At 60.8% G+C, this 19,859-nt stretch carries 20 protein-coding genes; 11 read left to right on the top strand and 9 right to left on the bottom strand.

What is annotated here, in order from left to right; genetic code table 11:
- Positions 1-14 precede the first annotated feature (14 nt).
- The 5 genes from C3Y91_RS26310 to rfbA are packed head-to-tail and all read left to right on the top strand — an operon-like array spanning position 15 to position 5,426.
- Positions 15-1,991, top strand: coding sequence for a CgeB family protein (locus C3Y91_RS26310; protein ID WP_024321162.1), 1,977 nt, complete (start codon positions 15-17; stop codon positions 1,989-1,991).
- A 23-nt stretch (positions 1,992-2,014) separates the two neighbouring features.
- On the top strand, positions 2,015-2,593 hold the full coding sequence (gene rfbC, locus C3Y91_RS26305) for a dTDP-4-dehydrorhamnose 3,5-epimerase (protein ID WP_018070501.1): 579 nt from the start codon (positions 2,015-2,017) through the stop codon (positions 2,591-2,593).
- Positions 2,594-2,599: 6 nt separating this feature from the next.
- Complete coding sequence (rfbB, locus tag C3Y91_RS26300; protein WP_130664390.1) at positions 2,600-3,655, top strand: dTDP-glucose 4,6-dehydratase; 1,056 nt, start codon at positions 2,600-2,602, stop codon at positions 3,653-3,655.
- 3 nt (positions 3,656-3,658) lie between these two features.
- On the top strand, positions 3,659-4,546 hold the full coding sequence (rfbD, locus tag C3Y91_RS26295; protein WP_130664389.1) for a dTDP-4-dehydrorhamnose reductase: 888 nt from the start codon (positions 3,659-3,661) through the stop codon (positions 4,544-4,546).
- A gap of 10 nt (positions 4,547-4,556) precedes the next feature.
- On the top strand, positions 4,557-5,426 hold the full coding sequence (gene rfbA, locus C3Y91_RS26290) for a glucose-1-phosphate thymidylyltransferase RfbA (protein ID WP_130664388.1): 870 nt from the start codon (positions 4,557-4,559) through the stop codon (positions 5,424-5,426).
- A 120-nt stretch (positions 5,427-5,546) separates the two neighbouring features.
- Here the strand turns inward: rfbA and C3Y91_RS26285 are convergent, their stop codons facing one another.
- The 7 genes from C3Y91_RS26285 to C3Y91_RS26255 form a co-directional block, all read right to left on the bottom strand.
- The gene (locus C3Y91_RS26285; RefSeq protein ID WP_168576019.1) at positions 5,547-6,158 is read right to left on the bottom strand and encodes a riboflavin synthase; all 612 of its coding nucleotides are present in this window, start codon (positions 6,156-6,158) and stop codon (positions 5,547-5,549) included.
- Positions 6,158-7,279 carry a bifunctional diaminohydroxyphosphoribosylaminopyrimidine deaminase/5-amino-6-(5-phosphoribosylamino)uracil reductase RibD gene (gene ribD / locus C3Y91_RS26280; protein WP_130688099.1) on the bottom strand — a complete coding sequence of 374 codons (1,122 nt, stop codon included), beginning with the start codon at positions 7,277-7,279 and terminating at the stop codon, positions 6,158-6,160. The genes C3Y91_RS26285 and ribD overlap by 1 nt, the downstream gene beginning before the upstream one ends.
- Positions 7,280-7,282: 3 nt before the next feature.
- A complete protein-coding gene (gene nrdR / locus C3Y91_RS26275) occupies positions 7,283-7,759 on the bottom strand; it encodes a transcriptional regulator NrdR (protein WP_003547190.1) in 477 nt (158 codons plus the stop codon).
- Between the two features lie 9 nt (positions 7,760-7,768).
- Positions 7,769-9,067, bottom strand: coding sequence for a serine hydroxymethyltransferase (glyA, locus tag C3Y91_RS26270; protein WP_018070506.1), 1,299 nt, complete (start codon positions 9,065-9,067; stop codon positions 7,769-7,771).
- A gap of 316 nt (positions 9,068-9,383) precedes the next feature.
- A complete protein-coding gene (locus C3Y91_RS26265; RefSeq protein ID WP_024321168.1) occupies positions 9,384-10,685 on the bottom strand; it encodes a L,D-transpeptidase family protein in 1,302 nt (433 codons plus the stop codon).
- A 444-nt stretch (positions 10,686-11,129) separates the two neighbouring features.
- Complete coding sequence (gene ldtR / locus C3Y91_RS26260; RefSeq protein ID WP_168576018.1) at positions 11,130-11,645, bottom strand: transcriptional regulator LdtR; 516 nt, start codon at positions 11,643-11,645, stop codon at positions 11,130-11,132.
- Between the two features lie 128 nt (positions 11,646-11,773).
- Positions 11,774-12,211 carry a DUF6163 family protein gene (locus tag C3Y91_RS26255; RefSeq protein ID WP_024321169.1) on the bottom strand — a complete coding sequence of 146 codons (438 nt, stop codon included), beginning with the start codon at positions 12,209-12,211 and terminating at the stop codon, positions 11,774-11,776.
- A gap of 231 nt (positions 12,212-12,442) precedes the next feature.
- On the opposite strand from C3Y91_RS26255, the gene hemB reads away from it, so the two are divergent.
- The 6 genes from hemB to C3Y91_RS26225 all read left to right on the top strand — a co-directional run bounded on the left by hemB (position 12,443) and on the right by C3Y91_RS26225 (position 16,742).
- Positions 12,443-13,456, top strand: coding sequence for a porphobilinogen synthase (hemB, locus tag C3Y91_RS26250; RefSeq protein WP_018070510.1), 1,014 nt, complete (start codon positions 12,443-12,445; stop codon positions 13,454-13,456).
- A 281-nt stretch (positions 13,457-13,737) separates the two neighbouring features.
- Complete coding sequence (locus C3Y91_RS26245; protein ID WP_168576017.1) at positions 13,738-14,196, top strand: RDD family protein; 459 nt, start codon at positions 13,738-13,740, stop codon at positions 14,194-14,196.
- A gap of 207 nt (positions 14,197-14,403) precedes the next feature.
- Positions 14,404-15,180, top strand: coding sequence for an arginyltransferase (locus C3Y91_RS26240; protein ID WP_168576016.1), 777 nt, complete (start codon positions 14,404-14,406; stop codon positions 15,178-15,180).
- On the top strand, positions 15,181-16,068 hold the full coding sequence (locus tag C3Y91_RS26235; protein ID WP_130688095.1) for a DMT family transporter: 888 nt from the start codon (positions 15,181-15,183) through the stop codon (positions 16,066-16,068).
- A gap of 57 nt (positions 16,069-16,125) precedes the next feature.
- Complete coding sequence (locus C3Y91_RS26230; protein ID WP_018070513.1) at positions 16,126-16,347, top strand: AbrB/MazE/SpoVT family DNA-binding domain-containing protein; 222 nt, start codon at positions 16,126-16,128, stop codon at positions 16,345-16,347.
- A complete protein-coding gene (locus C3Y91_RS26225) occupies positions 16,344-16,742 on the top strand; it encodes a type II toxin-antitoxin system death-on-curing family toxin (RefSeq protein WP_024321172.1) in 399 nt (132 codons plus the stop codon). The genes C3Y91_RS26230 and C3Y91_RS26225 overlap by 4 nt, the downstream gene beginning before the upstream one ends.
- Here the strand turns inward: C3Y91_RS26225 and C3Y91_RS26220 are convergent.
- Complete coding sequence (locus C3Y91_RS26220; protein ID WP_018070514.1) at positions 16,726-17,184, bottom strand: SRPBCC family protein; 459 nt, start codon at positions 17,182-17,184, stop codon at positions 16,726-16,728. The two genes, C3Y91_RS26225 and C3Y91_RS26220, sit on opposite strands and share 17 nt — an antisense overlap.
- A 256-nt stretch (positions 17,185-17,440) precedes the next feature.
- On the bottom strand, positions 17,441-19,696 hold the full coding sequence (gene parC / locus C3Y91_RS26215) for a DNA topoisomerase IV subunit A (protein WP_018070515.1): 2,256 nt from the start codon (positions 19,694-19,696) through the stop codon (positions 17,441-17,443).
- Positions 19,697-19,859 lie beyond the last annotated feature (163 nt).

The following is a 19,859-nucleotide window of genomic DNA, read 5'->3' as shown; positions in this document are numbered from 1 at the left end:
GCGAAGGACATACCTTGACGATCAATCAGCCCACCTCTTCTTTGCCGGCCGGTCTTCCTGATCTGGCGCTTCTCACGGAGAAGGCTGCCGGCACGGGATCCGTCATTGTCTATCAGCCTTATCTCGATCCTTCGCAGCGCAGCCAGCTCGATGCGGCTGCCATGCCGCTCGACATCTCGTTCAATACGCAGGCTACGACCCGCGAATATGAACTCTTCCTCACCCTGCATCAGCATCACGAGGCGATCGGCCTCAGTGACGACGTGTTTTGGGGGCTTCTCTCCAGCAAATTCGAGATGAAGTCGGTGACGAGTTTTCCGTCTTTTGTCACGGAGGCGGAAAAGGCCAGGGCAGAAGGTGCGGACGCCTATCTTTACAACCCGCTGATCGGCCACGCGGCGATCTACAGCAACGTCTGGGAACATTCGCTGCTTGGCGGTCATCCCGGCATGGACCCGATCTTCCTGCATATCCAGGAGCTAGGCCATCCGATCGCACCGCCACAAGACAAAACTGCCTTCGCGTTCTGCAACTATTTCTGCGGCAACAGGAAGTTCTGGTCCGGATATTTCGCCTTCTGCGAATGCATTCTGGAATCGCTGGAAAATGAAGCGCGCCTCGGCACGCCGGCGGGCACTGCCTATGCCGGTTCGGCGCACTATTCACGCGACGCCAACGCGACGATGCGTCCCTTCGTGATCGAGCGCCTGCTCGGGCTCTATGTCCAGCAAGCTGCTGCCAAAGGATTGAAGATCGCCGCCTTCGTGCCGGCGCCTGCCGATTTCGAGTGGAAGTTCGGCGTCCGCCTCGGCCGGATGCTGCATGGCCTCTTCGCCGCCAAGGAAGCTTTTCTGCGGAGCCGTGACGAGGCTCTCCTGACCTCGTGGCAGCAAGGTCGCCAGCCGCTCATCAAGCAGCCGCACCTGATCTGGGGGGCTGATGATCCGCCCGGCTGGATGCCGCGCGGCCAATTTATCGGTGGCCGCGAATTGATGCGCGCCTATGCCCAGCAGGCGTCAGGCGCTTCCCCGGTACAGCAGCAGCCGGTGCGGACGGAAAGGCCCGCTGTACCAGCCGCGCCGAAGATCGACCAGCAGCTCCGCAACCTGTTGCAGCCCTTTGCCGGCGGATGGCAGGCACACCGGGACCGTCATTGCATCTGGATCGTGACGCCCGACAACTACAATCACAGCCACGCCTTCGACGAAGTCGCGCTTGGCCTACAGGGCGCCTTCGAGGAACTCGGCGGCTCGGCACCGATCACCCGGGACATGAACGCATTCGCCGGCCGTGCGCCGATCATCTATGGCGGCAATCTTCTCCCCGCCGAAATCGTCAGCCATCTGCCGAAGGACAGCGTCATCATCAATCTCGAGCAGGTGTCCGAAGAAAGCATCTGGATCAATTCGCGCTACACCTCGATCCTGAAGTCGTTTCCGGTTCTCGACTACAGCCCGCGCAACCGGGAAAATCTCGCCGCCAAGGGCATTGATCACGCCGGCGTGCTCGAAATCGGCTATAGCCGCTGCCTCAGCCAGATACAGCACGCCGCCGTCAAAGATATCGACGTGCTCTTCTACGGCTCGATGAACGAACGCCGCCACCATATCCTGAAGACGCTGAAGGACGGCGGGCTCAAGGTCGAGCACCTCTTCAACATCTATGGCGCGGAACGCGATGCGGCGATTGCCCGCGCCAAGATCGTGATCAACATCCATCATTATGCGAGCGGCGTCTTCGAGATCGTGCGCATTTCCTATCTGCTCGCCAATCGCGTTTGCGTGCTGACGGAAGGCGACATCCGCGATCCGGACCTCCAGTCCTTCATCGGCGGCTTGGCAATTGAGCCCTATGACGACATGATCGAGCGCTGCTACAAGCTGATCGCAAATGCCGACGAGCGCGATGCCATTGCCGCGAAGGGCCTTGCGGCCATGCAGAGCCGCTCGCAGGCGGACATGCTGATGAGCGTCATGAGGGCGGGCGCTTGATGAAGGCCGCAAAAAGGTAAGTCATGCGTATTGAGATTTCGGCCATCGAGGGCATCGTTGCGATCACGCCGCCACGCTTCGGCGATCACCGCGGCTACTTCTCCGAGGTATTCAAGGATGCCTGGTTCCGGGAAAATGTGGCTGACGTCACGTTCATCCAGGACAATGAATCGCTTTCGGCGCAGACCGGCACCGTCCGGGGGCTGCATTTCCAGATACCACCCTTCGCACAGGGCAAGCTGGTGCGCTGCCTTGCCGGCCGGATCATGGATGTCGTCGTCGATATCCGCGAGGGATCACCGAGCTTCGGCAAATGGCTCTCTCAGGAGCTTTCGCCGGAAAACGGCATGCAGCTCTGGGTACCGGCCGGATTCGCACACGGATTCGCAACGCTCGAGCCGAACAGCGTCATCAGCTACAAGGTAACCGCACCCTACAGCCCGCAGCATGATCGGGGCATCGCGTGGAACGATCCGGCGATCGGCATCCGCTGGCCCTTCGATGAGAGAGACATGGTATCGTCCGACAAGGACAAAACGCTGCCGCGGCTCACCGATCTGCCAAGCCATTTTTCCTATTCAACACAGCAACCCAAGGATTGATCGACGATGCGCATCCTGGTCACGGGCGGAGCGGGCTTCATCGGATCGGCATTGGTGCGTCATCTCGTCGGCGAGATCGGCGCCGAGGTCCTGAATGTCGACACGCTGACCTATGCCGGCAATCTGGCGTCACTAAAATCCGTCGAATCGGCGCCGAACTATCAATTTCTGCGCGCCGACATCTGCGACCGCGCCAGGATGCAGGAAGCATTCGCGTCCTTCCGCCCTGATATCGTCATGCATCTCGCGGCCGAGAGCCATGTCGACCGCTCGATCTTGGGCGCGGCCGATTTCATCCAGACCAACATCGTCGGCACATTCAGCCTGCTGGACACCGCACGGCACTATTGGGATGAGCTTGACGCTCGCCGCAAGAGCGCCTTCCGCTTTCTGCATGTCTCGACGGACGAGGTCTACGGCTCGCTCGGCGACGAGGGCCTCTTCGAGGAGACGACGCCTTACGATCCGTCCTCGCCCTACTCTGCCTCCAAGGCCGCCAGCGACCATCTGGCGATCGCCTGGCATCGAACCTACGGCCTGCCCGTCGTCGTCTCCAATTGCTCCAACAACTACGGCCCGTTCCATTTCCCCGAAAAGCTCATTCCGCTGATGATCCTGAACGCACTGGAGGGCAAGCCTCTTCCGGTTTACGGTAATGGCGCGAATGTCCGCGACTGGCTCTATGTCGAAGACCACGCCCGCGCACTCTTCACGATCGCATCCAGAGGGCGCCCCGGCGAAAAATACAATGTGGGCGGCCGCAATGAGCGCAGGAACATCGATGTCGTTCATCGCATCTGCGCTATTCTCGACGGCGTCTACAGTGACAGGGGACCGCATGCACGTCTGATCACCAACGTCACGGACCGCCCCGGACACGACGCACGCTATGCGATCGATGCCTCCAAACTCGAAAGCGAACTCGGCTGGAAGGCGCAAGAGACCTTCGAAACCGGCATCGAGAAGACCGTGCACTGGTACCTGGAAAACGAATGGTGGTGGCGGCCGCTGCGCGAAAACGTCTACTCCGGCGAACGCCTCGGCGTTTTCAAGGGACGATAAGCGATGCGCATTGCCGTCACCGGCAAACAGGGCCAGATCGTTCAGTCGCTGCTCAGACGTGGCGCCGAAATGGGCGTCGAAATCAGCGCGGTCGGGCGCCCGGAAATGGACCTCGCGGATCCTGCAAGCATCGCAGCCGCCTTCTCGGCTCTGCGCCCGGATGTGATCGTCTCCGCCGCCGCCTATACGGCGGTCGACAAGGCCGAGAGCGAACCCGAGCTTGCTTTTTCCGTCAACGCGGCAGGCGCCGGGGCGGTTGCCGAGGCTGCTGCGCGGATCGGCGCCCCGGTCATCCACATTTCGACCGACTACGTCTTCAGCGGTGACAGGGCCTCCGCGTATTCCGAAGAGGATGCGACGGCGCCGATCTCCGTCTATGGGCGTTCGAAGCTCGCGGGCGAGGAGGCCGTCGCGGCGGCGAACCCGAACCACGTCATCTTGCGCACCGCCTGGGTCTATTCGCCCTTTGGCGCCAACTTCCTGAAAACGATGCTGCGGCTTTCCGAGACGCGCGATCATCTTCGCGTTGTCGCCGATCAGACAGGATGCCCGACCTCGGCACTCGACATCGCCGACGCGATTCTTGCGATCGCAACCCGTGTCGTAGCGGACCCTGAGCCATCGCTCCGCGGCACCTTTCACCTGACCGGCAGCGGCGAAGCAAGTTGGGCTGATTTCGCCGAAGAGATATTCGCGGAGCTTCATAAATCTGGCGGTAGAAACGTCGGCGTCGAGCGCATCCCGACGGCGGACTATCCGACACCGGCCAAGCGTCCCGCCAATTCACGTCTCAACGGCGACAAGCTCGCCCGAACATATGGAATCCGGCTCCCGGAGTGGAAGCAGTCCATGACGATTGTCATGCAAGACCTTTTGAACAAGGGTCTTTAAGGAGATGGGCATGAAGGGAATCATTCTCGCCGGCGGCACAGGTACGCGTCTGCATCCGATCACGCAGGCCGTCTCGAAACAGTTGATGCCGGTCTACGACAAGCCGATGATCTACTATCCGCTGACGACGCTCATGCTCGCAGGCATCAGGGAGCTGCTGATCATCACCACGCCTCACGACGTCGAAGCCTTCAAGCGCCTTCTTGGCGACGGCTCGCAATGGGGAATTTCGCTGACCTATGCCGTACAGCCGAGCCCGGACGGCCTCGCCCAGGCCTTCATCATCGGCGCCGACTTCCTGGACGGCGACAGCTCGGCACTCGTTCTGGGCGACAACATCTTCTACGGGCACGGACTGCCGGAAATCATGAAATCCGGCACGAGCCGGCGGGAAGGCGCAACGGTGTTCGCCTATCACGTCACCGATCCGGAACGCTATGGCGTTGTCGGCTTTGACAAAAAGATGAATGCCCTGTCGATCGAGGAGAAGCCGAAGAAGCCAAAATCGAACTGGGCGGTGACCGGCCTCTATTTCTACGACCAGCAGGTGGTCGATATCGCCGCCAACCTGAAGCCGTCACCACGCGGCGAATTGGAAATCACCGACGTCAACCGTACCTATCTCGAGCGCGGCCAGCTTTTCGTGGAACTGATGGGCCGGGGCTATGCCTGGCTCGACACCGGCACGCCGGACAGCCTGCTCGATGCCGCAGGTTTCGTCAGCACGCTGGAGAAACGCCAGGGCTTCAAGATCGCCTGCCCCGAAGAGGTCGCCTGGCGCATGGGTTACATCTCGCAGGACGACCTCGCCAAGCTCGCGGAGAAGCTCGGCAAGAGTGCCTACGGCCAGTATCTGACGAAGCTGTCCCCGGATTGGTGAGCTATCGGGGCCGATGCCGCATCGCAGACGGGCAGTTGGATGCGTCGACGAGCGCCTGATGATGTTCCGCGCCAGCATGCCAGTCGTGGTCTGACCCTAGAAACCGTTACAGGTTTTGATTCAAGTGCTCGGGAATTCCGCCAGCCGGGCGGCGTAACGTGCCATGGTGTCGACTTCGAAATTGACGAAATCGCCAGCCTTGCGATCATCCCAGGTGGTGACCTCGAGCGTGTGGCGGATGAGCAGCACATCGAAATCCGTGCCGTCGACGGCATTGACCGTCAACGAAGTACCGTCGAGTGCGATCGAACCCTTGGGGGCGACGAATTTCGCCAGATGTTCGGGCGCGCGCAGACGGTAGCGCGTGGCGTCGCCCTCTGATGTCACCGAGAGGATTTCCGCCTTGCCGTCGACATGGCCGGAAACGATGTGGCCGCCAAGTTCATCGCCGATCTTCAGCGACCGTTCGAGATTGATGCGGCTGCCCTCCTGCCAGGTGCCGATCGTCGTCAGCCGCAGCGCCTCTTCCCAGGCCTCGACCTCGAACCAGCGGCCATTGCTGCCTTCGGCCGGCAGGGCGGTGACGGTCAGGCAGATACCGGAATGGGAGATCGAGGCGCCCATATCGATGGTTGCCGGGTCGTAACTCGTCGCAACGCGGAGCTTGATGCCCTCCTTCAGCGGCGAAACGGATTCGATCTTGCCGATATCGGTGACTATTCCGGTGAACATCAAAGCCCTCTTTCGTATTCGTCCAGGCGATCGCCGCCGAACATCAGCGTGCCCGTATGGGCAAAACCCGATGGTATGTCGGTTGCATCAAGCGGAGATTCAATACCGCCCTCGCCGATGACAACAGGCGCCTGATAAAGCTGGATGCGGTCGACGAGGCCAGCCTCAAGGAAAAGCCGCGCCGTTTTTGCGCCACCCTCGACCAAAAGCGAGGAAATACCGCGCGTCGCGAGTGCCGGCAGCAGGACTTCCGGATGATAGGGATTGCAATGGACGACCTCGACGCCGGCGGCTTCGAGGGCTGCGCGGCGAGATTCCATCTCTGTGGATGCGATATCCCCCTCTGCCTGCGACAATGATCCTTCCTCACTCGCCACCACGATGACCGGCACCTCCCGCGCCGTCCCGACGAGCTTGCTGGTCAGCGGCAATGCCAGGGAAGGATCGAGGACGACGCGGATCGGCGATTGCGATTCAAGACCTGGCGAACGGACAGTCAGCAGCGGATCATCCGCAATCGCGGTACCGATGCCGACGAGGATCGCATCGGTTTCGGCGCGTAGCGCCTGCACCTGGGCGCGAGCCTCCGGGCCTGTTATCGCCACCTGCCCTGCCCCGTGGCGGCCGATCATGCCATCGGCGGAAACGGCAAGCTTGAGAGTCACATAGGGCCGGTTCTTCGTCTGGCGGGTGAGATAGGCGGCAAGCGACTGCCGGCCCTCCGTCTCCAGCACGCCGGCATCCACCTCTATGCCGGCTTCGCGCAGCACGGCGATGCCACGGCCGGAGACACGCGGATCGGGATCGGTGACGCTGATGACGACGCGGGCAACGCCATAGGCGATCAGCGCCTCGGCGCAGGGCGGCGTCCTGCCGTGATGCGAGCAGGGTTCGAGCGTCACATAGGCGGTGGCGCCGCGGGCGAGCGCGCCGGCTTCGGCGAGCGCCTGCGTCTCGGCATGCGGGCGGCCACCGAGCGCCGTGACCGCACGGCCGACGATGACGCCGTCCTTGACGATCAGACAGCCGACGGAAGGGTTGGTGGCAGTGCGGCCAAGATGCCAGCGCGACAGACGGATCGCCGCCGCCATGAAACGTTCGTCATGCGGCGTGATGCTCATGGCTCACCTGTCCAGCGGGTCGCGGGCGATCTTGGCGTTGATTTCGGAAATAACCTTCTCGAAATCCTCGGCAAGCGAGAAATCCCGATAGACCGAGGCGTAGCGCACGAAGCCGACATCATCGAGGCTCTTCATGGCTTCCAGCACCTGCAGACCGATCTGCTCGGAGGAGATCTCGGTCTCGCCGGAGCTTTCAAGCCGGCGGACGATGCCGGAGACGGCGCGCTCGATGCGATCGCGCTCGACGGGGCGTTTGCGCAGCGCCACCTCGAAGGATCGCACCAGCTTGTCGCGGTCGAAGGGCACCTTGCGGCCGGTCTTCTTGATGACCATCAGTTCGCGCAGCTGCACGCGCTCGAACGTGGTGAAGCGGCCGCCGCAATCCGGACAGATACGCCGCCGGCGGATGGACGTATTATCCTCCGCCGGGCGCGAATCCTTGACCTGGGTATCTTCCGAACCGCAATAGGGGCAGCGCATCCCTACTCCTTATCCCAAGTAATCATACATGGGGAAGCGGTCGGTTAGGCTGACCACCTTGCCGCGCACCGCGGCTTCGACGGCGGCGTTGCCTTCATCCGAATTGGCGACCTTCAGGCCGTCGAGAACCTCGACGATCAGATTGCCGATCTCGCGGAATTCGGCTTCCTTGAAGCCGCGGGTCGTGCCGGCCGGCGCGCCGAGGCGCACGCCCGAGGTGACGAAGGGCTTTTCCGGATCGAAGGGAATGCCGTTCTTGTTGCAGGTGACGTAGGCGCGGCCAAGCGCTGCCTCGGCGCGCTTGCCGGTGGCGTTCTTCTTGCGAAGATCGACCAGCATCAGGTGGTTGTCGGTGCCGCCGGAGACGACGTCCAGGCCACCCGATATCAGCGTTTCGGCAAGCGCCTTGGCGTTCTTGACCACCTGGGCGGCATAATCCTTGAACTCCGGCTGCAGCGCCTCGCCGAAGGCGACAGCCTTGGCGGCGATGATATGCATCAGCGGGCCACCCTGCAGACCGGGGAAAACGGCCGAATTGAACTTCTTCGCCAGATCCTCGTCATTGGTGAGGATGACGCCGCCGCGCGGGCCGCGCAACGACTTATGGGTCGTCGTTGTCGCGACATGGCAATGCGGGAATGGCGACGGATGAACACCACCGGCAACGAGGCCGGCAATATGGGCCATGTCGACCATGAGGTAAGCGCCGACCGAGTCGGCGATCTCGCGGAAGCGCTTCCAGTCCCAGATGCGGGAATAGGCAGTGCCGCCGGCGATGATGAGCTTCGGCTTGGTTTCCTCGGCCTTGCGGGCGACTTCATCCATGTCGAGCAGGTTGTCGCCTTCGCGCACGCCGTAGGAGACGACGTTGAACCACTTGCCGGACATGTTGACCGGCGAACCATGGGTGAGGTGGCCGCCCGAATTCAGGTCGAGCCCCATGAAGGTGTCACCCGGCTGCAGCAGCGCCAGAAACACGGCTTGGTTCATTTGCGAACCGGAATTCGGCTGGACGTTGGCGAAATTGACGCCGAACAGCTTCTTGGCGCGCTCGATCGCCAGTTCCTCGGCGATATCGACGAACTGGCAGCCGCCGTAATAACGCTTGCCGGGATAACCCTCGGCATATTTGTTGGTCATGATGGAGCCCTGGGCTTCCAGCACGGCGCGGGAGACGATGTTCTCAGAAGCGATCAGTTCGATCTCGTGCCGTTGGCGACCGAGTTCCTTTCCGATCGCGCTGAAAATGTCCGGATCGACGTCCGCAAGCGAGCGATTGAAGAAGGATTCGGTGGAAGCATTGGTCATGGGCGGGCTCCTCAACTGGAATGCGCTGAGGTATTAGCCTTCCGCCGTGGCGAGGGCAATACGAAGAACGACATTTGCTGAGCAAAGCGCGCGCTCACGCTCTTTTGCGGCCGCGCCGCGCCGATCCTTGGCGACCATACTACAGCGCCGTGCGTCTTTCAGACGCGCAAAGGACGCTGTAGCACTTTGAAGTGCTGCATAATTTTGTCCTTAAATCGATGCCGATTTAAAGAATTATGCAGTAGGAGCGTCTCTCCGACATAAAAAAACCGCGCCCGAAAGCGCGGTTCTCAAATTGCGATGCGGAGGTCGCCGCTTACTGGACCGGCTGTTCCATGCCAGCCGTGGTGTCGAGCGCCAGCTCGGCATTACCGTCCATCTGATAGATGTCGTCGCGGAACTGGACGATGCCGTCGGGCATGCCCCAGGCAGAGATATAGACGAAATAAACCGGAACTTCCGTGGCGAGCTTGACCGGCGTGTTGACGCCGGTTGCGATCACCTGCTCCATCTGCTGGCGGTTCCAGCCGGGGGTCTCGCGCAACAGCCAGTTCGACAAGTCGCGGACGTTCTGAACGCGGACGCAGCCCGACGATTCAAAGCGCATCAGCTTGTTGAACAGGCCCTGCTGCGGCGTGTCGTGCATATACTCGCCGTTTTTGTTGTAGAAGTTGATCTTCGTCGACGCCATGGCGTTGGTCTTGCCGGGGTCCTGACGGAACATCAGGTTCGGCGCCTCGCCGTTCCAGTCGATGGTCTCGGGGGCGACTTCGTTGCCCTTGCCGTCGATCAGGCGGATGGCGTTCTTTTCGAGATAGGTCGGATCCTTGCGCATCAGCGGCATGATGTCTTTCTCGACGATCGAGCGCGGCGCAGTCCAATAAGGATTGAGGATGACCTCGTAAATCTTCGAATTGACGAGATGCGTCGGGCGGCTAAGACGGCCGACAACCGCGGTGTGGCGCGTCGCGACACTGCCGTCCTCGACAGCCTCCACATAAGCGGCCGGGATGTTGACCATCAGATGACGGCGGCCCATGTCTTCGGGGAAGGTCTGCAGGCGGATCAGATTGGTGTTCAGCTGCTGCAGGCGGACATCGGCAGGAATGTTCATCGCCTTCAGCGTGAATTCGCCGAGAACACCATCGGACGGCAGGCCGTGGCGGGCCTGGAAGCGCTTGACGGCGCCATCGACGTAGGAATCGAAGGCGTTGGACAGGCCGGCTTCGCGCGGCAGGTCGCCGGTGATCGCAAGGCGCTGGCGCAGCGCCTGGACGGAAGGAGAGCTGACGCCGAGTTGCAGGCGCTGGTCACCGGGATTGACCTCAGGCCAGCCGCCGGCTGCGGCGATCTGCTGATACTGCATGATCGCCTGCTGCGCGCTTGCGACCGATTGGGGCCCAAGGATCGGCGTGTTGGAAACCATGGCGGTCGCCGTGCGCGAAGCCGCCTTGGCGTCGAACTGGTCGTCCCAGTTGCCGCGCCGCGGCGCGTTGATCAGCGTATCGAGCGCCGATTGCGCGAATGCCGGCGCGGCAATCGCGCTGGCGCCAACCGTTGCCGCGGACGCAAGGAAAGCGCGGCGCGAGAGAGCTTCAATTCCGTTTTTCTTCGACATAGTCCCAACCACTGACTGCGGCGATAAAGAGATGCCGCGGCTCTTTGCGATATCACTGCGCTTTAACGCAGATCCCAGTCCATTCGTTGTCCGGCGCATCAAAAAAATTCCGCTTGCCCCATCACAAGATTGCGATGCGACAGCCTGAGCATTCCTGATCGGTCCATTGAAAGCACCGGTTGTTAAGTCTTCCGCTGCCACACCAATATGGCCAATTCGTGTTGCCGGTGAGAAGACGGACTTGCCGACTGCCGGAAACAGGACGCGACGAACCATATGACGGGGTAAAGCGTGCCGGTTAATAACGGCTAAAAAACGGCTTGAATACAGGCCTTTGTGCTTGCCTGCCATGCGTTGCAAAGATGCCACGCGGATGCAAACGGCAAATCGGACGCGCAGGGAACACGTCCGATTTTCTGCGACCCTGAAAGGAGGTCAGGGGTCTTAGAGACGGTACAAAATCTGGTCGTTCCAGAAACGGTCCAGACGCTGGAGCAGTTTGTTCATCTGGGTGAACTCGTCGGTGCCGATGCCGCCGACCTTGTCGATCGAGGCGATGTGGCGTTCGTAGAGTTTGGCCACCGTTTCGGCGATGTCCTGGCCGGTTTCGGTCAGGCTGATGCGGACCGAGCGGCGGTCGATGCGCGAGCGCTGGTGGTTGATGAAACCGAGATCGACCAGCTTCTTGACGTTGTAGGAAACGTTGGAGCCGAGATAGTAGCCACGCGAGCGCAGCTCGCCGGCGGTCAGCTCGGAATTGCCGATGTTGAAAAGGAGCAGCGCCTGGATGGCGTTGACGTCGCTGCGACCCTGACGGTCGAATTCGTCCTTGATGACGTCGAGAAGACGACGGTGCAGACGTTCAACGAGATGAAGGGATTCCATGTAAAGATCACGCATGTCGTGGTCCTGCTGGTCACGGAAGGTCGATACCGCCTGCGGCTTGATTTTCGTGTTCATATTGACTGCCTCACTGTTTGTTTGGCGGTGTGTTTTCTTCCCGCCTTGAGTGAGACCCTATCGAATACATATAAAATTCGACTTAAACCGCAGGCTTAACGGAGCCTTACCGGTAACTCCACGTTGTCTCAGGGTAAATCAACACTTACCTGGCGGCGATGCCGGCGCTTTTCCAGCCAGAGCAGCAGGCGGAAAATCAAGTAGACCACGGCGACCATGACATGCAGCAGGATGATCATCTGGTTGGGGCCGAAAATATCCGGCAGCAGGCCGTACATGAGGATTTGTCCACCAGCGGCCAGCACCCAGATGACCGGCCCCCAGGAGACGGTGAGCCAGAGGCCGAGGGAGGCGACGGGGAAGAGTACGGCGAGGCTGGTGCTCGCCACCTTCCACGGCAGGCTCAAAAGATCGAAGCGACCGGCGCCGACCAGCGAATAGCCGACGAGCATCGCCCAATATTGCAGGCCGAACCAGAAGCAGGATACGGCAACCAGTCTCAGGAAGAGAATGAAGAGGATATCCGCCAGTGTGCGTTTCGGTATCGTCGGGGAATCGGTTTCCATAGCGCAGACATCGGTTTGGGGTTGCATCTTCACAAGGGCGCCCGAGCGTCTGGCAAGACGCGCCAAGGACGCTCTATAACATTGAGTTGGCGCATAACCCCGAAAATCCACTCCGATTTTCGGGGTTATGCGCCAGAGGTTTTTCCGCCGCGGCCAATCGTCCGGTTTGGATTTTCCAGGCGCCATGATAATGAGCGCTCCGATAAATGGAATGGGCCAAGGACAGATATCATGCAGGACAGGACGCATCTCGTCGACGACATCACCGGTCATCGCCGCATGCGGCGCAACCGCAAGGCGGATTGGACACGTCGGCTGGTGCAGGAGAACCGGCTGACCGTCGACGACCTGATCTGGCCGATCTTCATCGTGCCGGGCTCTGGCATCGTCGATCCGATCCCGGCCATGCCGGGCGTCAACCGGATGAGCATCGACAAGGCCGTCGAAGCCGCGCGGGAAGCGGCCGGCCTCGGCATTCCGGCGCTCGCCACCTTTCCGAATATCGAAATGGAACTGCGCGACGAGACCGGCTCGAACAGCCTCGAGGCCAACAACCTGATCAACCTGGCGACGGCGGCGATCAAAAAGGCGGTGCCCAATATCGGCGTTATCACCGACGTCGCGCTCGATCCCTTCACCAGCCACGGCCATGACGGCATTCTCAGAGGCGGCGAGATCGTCAACGACGAGACGGTCGACCAGGTGGCACGCGCCGCCGTGATGCAGGCAGATGCCGGCGCCGACATCATCGCGCCGTCGGAGATGATGGACGGACGCATCGGCGCGATCCGCATGGCGCTCGATGCGGCCGGCCACCAGAGCGTCGGCATCATGAGCTATGCGACGAAATTCGCCTCCGCCTTCTACGGTCCCTATCGCGAGGCGATCTCGACGGGCGGGCTGCTGAAAGGCGACAAGAAGACCTATTATATCGACCCTGCCAACGGCACCGAGGCAATCCGCGACGCGGCCCTCGACGTCGAGGAAGGCGCCGACATGCTGATGGTCAAGCCCGGCCTGCCCTATCTCGATATCTGCTGGCGGATGAAGGAGGCCTTTGGCCTGCCGACCTTTGCCTACCAGGTTTCCGGCGAATATACGCAGATCAAGGCGGCGGCGATGAATGGCTGGATCGATGGCGAGCGGGCGATGCTCGAAACGCTGCTGTCGTTCAAGCGGGCGGGATGCGACGGTGTCCTCACCTATTTCGCGGTTGAAGTGGCGAAAATTCTCGCAAAGCGGTGACTGCATAATTCCTTAAATCGGAATCGATTTAAGGATAAAATTATGCAGCGATTCAAAGTGCTACAGCGTCCTTTGCGCATCTCAAAAGACGCGCGGCGCTGTATTGCATGATGCCGAAAAGTGTGCGCGGTTTTCGGACGACATCATGCTCTTTTTCTTTGATTTAGATGCGGATGGTTTTAGGCCGATCCGGCCTAAAACCATCCGCATCTGGGGCAGATTATTGCATTTTGCCCTGCCGATACCATATCAGCGGCATCGCTTTTCCTGAGGAGATTGAGATGAGCTACAACCCCAATCCGCTTTATGCCGCACCGGGGGACTGGCGCGCCTATAGCGGCGTGTTGAGCCGCCGGGTCTTCGCTTTCATTCTCGACTATGTCATCGTGGCGCTGCTGTGCATTCCCGCGGCGATCGTGCTGTTCTTCCTGTCGATCGTCACGCTCGGGCTCGGCTTCTTTCTCTACCCTGCCCTCTTCGTCATCGTCGCCGGCATTTACTTCGGCCTGACTGTGGGCGGGCCGAGCCAGGCCTCGCTCGGCATGCGCGCGATGGGGATAGCGATCGTGCGCGTCGACGGACGGCCGATGGATTTCATGACAGCGATCGTGCATCTGGCACTGTTCTGGATCCTCAACTCAGTGCTGACGCCGCTCATTCTGCTTGCCGGCCTGTTTATCGAACGCAGCCGTCTCATCCACGACCTGCTTGTGGGCACGGTGACGGTGCGCACAGCCTGAGACTTTGGCTGAGAGACTCAAACTGAGACTCGGGGCGGAGACCAAATAAAGTCTCCGCCTTCCCTTTGCCGGCGGGCGCCGGCGCTCCATATCTAAACTTAGAAGACTGATATGAAGGGCGAACCGCGCCCCGCTGTTGACGTTTTTTATTCTTAGGTCATGCTGTCAGGAAACGGCACGGTCTCGACAGGGAAAATTCCGCGACAAATGAATACGCAGACGACGCCATCCCCGCAGTTTTATCTGACGGCTCCGGCTGCGTGTCCGTACCTGCCGCATGAGATGGAGCGAAAGGTGTTCACCCATCTGGTCGGCCCGCGCGCCGCCGAGATGAACGACATCCTGACGCAGGGCGGTTTCCGCCGCTCGCAGAACATCGCTTATCGCCCGGCCTGCGAATCCTGTCGCGCCTGCGTTTCCGTGAGAATTCTTGCCCAGGAATTCGAGCCGACCAAATCGATGAAACGGGTGCTTGCCGCCAATTCCGACGTCATCGCCACCGAATTCGTAGCCCAGCCTTCCAGCGAGCAATATTCACTCTTCCGACGCTATCTCGATTTTCGCCACCAGCAGGGCGGCATGTCCGACATGACCGTGCTCGACTATGCCATCATGGTGGAAGACACGCATGTGAATACGAGAATCATCGAATACCGCCGGCGCGAAGAAGGCTCAGGACTGGAGCAGCGTCCGAAGGGCGAACTGCTTGCCGCTGCGCTGACCGACACAATGAGCGACGGGTTGTCGATGGTCTATTCCTATTTCAATCCGGCACTCGAGCAGCGTTCGCTCGGCACTTTCATGATTCTCGACCATGTCAGGCGCACGAAAGCGCTGGGACTGCCGCATGTCTACCTCGGCTACTGGGTTCAAGGGTCGCGGAAAATGGACTACAAGACGCGCTTCCAGCCGCAGGAGCATTTGACCCCGCGCGGCTGGGAACGTTTCGATCCCTCGTCCATGCCCGAGAGCACCCACGACTGAATGTTCCCCACCGCTCTTTCCGACCATCGGAAGGGCCTGCTGCTGACGGCGATCGGCGGGCTGGCGCTTTCCGTGGATATCCCGCTCATGCGGCTCGCTGACGGCGAGCTGTGGTCGATCCTTGCCGCGAGAAGCATCGCGACCCTTGGCGTGACGCTTCTGGCCGCGGCAGCGCTGCGGATTGCGAAAGGGCGATGGCCAGTGCTCGTGCCGGGCTGGCCGGGTCTTGTCACCGGCCTGCTCTACAGCCTGACGACGGTGGTCTTCCTTCTCGCCGTTTTCAACACCTCGACCGCCAATGTCGTTTTCATCGTCGCCTTCAATCCGATGTTCGCCGCGCTTCTTTCCTGGATTTTCCTCAAGCAGCGGCCGGCCCTAGCAACGCTGCTCGCCATGGCGGCGATGACCTTCGGCGTCGGCCTGATCGTGCGGGACGGGCTTTCGGGCGGCCATCTCTTCGGCGATACCATGGCGCTGCTTACCGCCTTCATGATTGCCGCCGCCATCACCATCAGCCGCGCCTCCCGCCGGGAGATGGGCTTCGTCTCGCTGCTTTCGACGGTGCTGCCGGCGGCGGTCGGGCTGATCTCGGTCATGCCGGCTGGCGGTTTTTCGATCGAGCATCCCGCCTGGATCCTCTTCAACGGCGCGGTGATGATGCCGCTTGCCCTCTGGTGCCTGGCGACCGGGCCGCGTTACCTCTCCGCGCCTGAAGTCGGCATGTTCTACCTGCTCGAAACCGTACTCGCACCGATCTGGGTGTGGCTGATCTTTGCGGAAACGCCGGCGCCGATGACACTGGTCGGCGGCGGCATCCTGGTGGCGGCGATCGCAGCCCATTCCGTCTGGATGGTGCGGAGGAAAAGCATCGTTCAAATGGCAGGCTAGGACGTTGTCGCCTGCTCCGCCTCATGTTATAACGCCGTTATCACAGAGGACAAAACGATGAACGTCACAATCCGCAAGATCGGAAATTCCGAGGGTGTTATCATCCCCAAAGAGGTGCTGCAGCGGTTGGGCCTGAGCAGCGGCGACAGCCTCGAACTGCGAGAGATCGAGGGTAATATTCAGCTTGTACCGGAATCGGCGGATCTTGCCGAGCAAATGCGGGCGGCCCGCATCGGTATGGAAAAATATCGGGTGGCACTCCGCGAACTCGCGAAATGATACAGCTTAAGTGGCTGAGCCGCCAAGCGATTGAAAATATGCACGATGAGCAAATCGCCGAGCATGGCGGTTTGCCTGGCCTGCGGGATGCCAATGCATTGGAAACCAGCTTGGCGCGCCCGCTTAACAAGGCTGCATACGGCGAGACCGACATCTTCATACTCGCCGCAGCCTATCTCTATGCCATTGTTAGAAACCACCCATTCGTGGATGGAAACAAGCGTACCGGCTATCTCGCGGCGTTTACGTTTCTCTACATCAACCGCTATGTCATCAATGCCGACAACGCGCAGGTCATTGCATTTGTACTAGAGGTAGCCGCCGGCGAGATCGACGAAGAAGGCGCGACCCGCTTCCTTCGAGATTTCAGCATACCGCTCAACCCGTCGCCTTGAACTGCTGCTGCTCCAGTTCCCTGCCAAGCCCTTCGACCACATGCGCCCAGCCTTGCCGGGTCTTTTCCTCGTGCTCGGCCCATTCGGCGCACATTTCGTGGGTCAGCGTCAGACGGCTGCCGCCGCCGAGAGGCTCGATATTTATTTCAACGCGGTCGCAATTGTGGTCGTGCTCCTCGACGGAAAAGCTGAAGACCATGCGCTGCGGGCGCTTCAGTTCCAGGAAAACACCCTGGTGAAAGGCGTCGCCGGTCGGGCGGCGGTCGACGACGAAGAAACGGCCGCCGACATGCGGATCGATATCGGCGCGGATGACATGACCGTCATCCGTCGCAAACAGGAAACGGCGGGCGATTTCAGGGTTGAGCCAGGCGTCGTAGACGACAGCAGGCGGCACCCCGTAGGTGTGGCTGACATGCAATTTGATGGTGCTGGCGGGCATCGATTTTCCTCCGGTAACGGCGCGCACACTCCTCCCGTGCGCGGCCTGCGGCCATTCCGTCCGCCTCCGGAGCCGGCCTGCTCATATTTTTGCTAACAGGATTGAGATAGAGGAATTGTCGCGGCCGCCAAGAGTCGGGCGCGGAATTTACTGCATCATTCCTTCAAGCGGACTCGATTGAGAGATAGATATCCAGCAATTCAAAGTGTTACAGCGTCCTTTGCGCGTCTGAAAAGACGCACAACGCGGTCGTGCTTTAGCCGGCGAATTTGCCGCTGCGCGGGAAGCCCTTCGGCACGGTGCGACCGGCGGTGGCGCGGTCGGCCAGCCACTCTGCGAGCTCGTCCTTGTTCTTCGTGAAGGTGCGGCCGGCGCTGTCTTCCCAGATGAGGCCGTCTGATATCGCGAAGCAGCGGACGTCGGAAATGCCGCCATCCTTGTAACGCTGCAGGCGCACGCCCTTGCCGCGCGACATTTCCGGCACCTGCGCCAGCGGGAAGACCAGCAGCTTGCGGTTTTCACCGACGACGGCGACATGGTCGCCGCTGACAGGCACGAGCAGCTGCGTTTCCTCGGGCAGCGCGACGTTCATGATCTGCTTGCCCTTGCGCGTATTGGCGACCAGCTCAGCCTCCGGAACGACGAAGCCGTTGCCGGCGGTCGAGACGATCAGCTGCTTGCGCGAGGGATCATGCAAGAATGCGGTCAGCACCGCCTGGTCGTTATCCATATCGACCATGATGCGCAGCGGTTCGCCGTGACCGCGGCCGCCCGGCAGCTTGTCGCCGCCGAGCGTGAAGGCCTTGCCGCCTGTCGTGACGATCAGAATCTTGTCCGTGGTCTGTGCCGGGAAGGCGATCTTCAAGCCGTCACCTTCCTTGAAGGTCAGTGTCGCCGTGTCGGCGATATGGCCCTTCAACGCGCGGATCCAGCCCTTTTCGGAAATGACGACGGTGATCGGTTCCTTCTCGATCATTGCCTGCTGGACTGCTTCCTCGTCGGTCTCGGGCGCGTCGGCAAACTGGGTGCGGCGGCGGCCGACCTCGGTCGCCTTGGCGAATTTCTTCTTCACTTCGCCGATTTCCCAGGCGACCGTCTGCCACTGCTTGTCGTCGGAGGAAAGCAAAGCTTCGATCTCGCCCTTTTCATTGGTGAGTTCGTCGAATTCCTTGCGGATCTCGAACTCCTCCAGCTTGCGCAAGGCGCGCAGCCGCATATTGAGGATCGCCTCGACCTGATTGTCGGTGAGATCCCAGCGCGCCATCATGACCGGCTTCGGCTCGTCCTCCTCGCGGATGATGCGGATGACCTCATCGATGTTGAGGTAGGCGACCAGCAGGCCGCTGAGGATTTCGAGGCGCCTGTCGATCGCCGCCAGGCGGAAGCGCGAGCGGCGCTGCAGAACTTCGCGGCGGTGGTCCAGCCACTCCTTCAACACCTCGTTCAGCGCCATGACCCGCGGGATGCGGCCCATGGAGAGCACGTTCATGTTGAGCGGGAAGCGGCTTTCGAGTTCCGTCAGCTTGAACATCGATTCCATCAGGATCGTCGGATCGACGCTGCGGGTCTTCGGCACCAGCACGACACGGATGTCTTCGGCCGATTCGTCGCGGATATCTTCCAGCAGCGGCAGCTTGCGGGCGATCAGCAGCTCGGCGATCTTCTCGATCAGCCGCGATTTCTGCACCTGGAAGGGAATTTCGGTGATGACGATCTGGTAGCCGCCGCGGCCGAGATCTTCCGTCTGCCATTTCGCCCGCACGCGGAAACCGCCGCGGCCGGTGCGGTAGCTCTCGATGATGCTGTCGCGGTTGTCGATGATGATACCGCCGGTGGGGAAATCCGGGCCGGGTATGAATTCGACGAGCTTTTCGACTGTTGCATCCGGATGCTTGATCAGATGCAGGGCTGCGTCGCAAAGCTCGTGGGCATTGTGCGACGGGATCGAGGTCGCCATGCCGACGGCGATGCCGGACGATCCGTTGGCGAGCAGGTTCGGGAAGGCGCCGGGAAGAACGACCGGCTCGGAATTCGATTCGTCGTAAGTGTCTCGGAAATCGACGGCATCCTGATCGATGCCTTCGAGCAGCAGTTCGGAGACCGCCGTCATCTTCGATTCGGTGTAACGCATGGCGGCGGGGCTGTCGCCGTCGATATTGCCGAAATTGCCCTGGCCGTTGACCAGCGTGTAGCGCTGCGAGAAATCCTGGGCGAGACGGGCAAGCGCGTCGTAGATCGACTGGTCGCCGTGCGGATGGTAGTTACCCATCACTTCGCCGACGATCTTGGCGCATTTTCTGAAGGCCGAGTTCGGCCTCAGCCCCATCTCGTTCATCGCATAGACGATGCGGCGATGGACAGGCTTCAGCCCGTCGCGCACGTCAGGCAGGGCGCGGTGCATGATGGTCGACAGCGCATAGGCAAGGTAGCGCTGCTCGAGCGCCGCCTTGAGGTCGACCGGTTGGATGTGATCGTCGTCTCCGCCCGAAGGCGGCAAAATCTCTTGTCCCATAGGTTCTGACTAGCCCAGAAGAGGCCGGCGGGCAAGGAATCCGGGCCATTGCAGCTGTGGATGAAGTCTTGGGACTGACATCAAAGGATGAGACAAACGCTCCGCCGCAATTTGGACTTCGTTTGCCGTTCCTTTCAACAGAAATTTAGAAGTCCGCAAATAT

The organism is Rhizobium ruizarguesonis (assembly GCF_012349115.1).
Taxonomy (GTDB): Bacteria; Pseudomonadota; Alphaproteobacteria; order Rhizobiales; family Rhizobiaceae; genus Rhizobium; species Rhizobium ruizarguesonis.
This window is presented reverse-complemented; position numbering and strand designations above follow the sequence as displayed.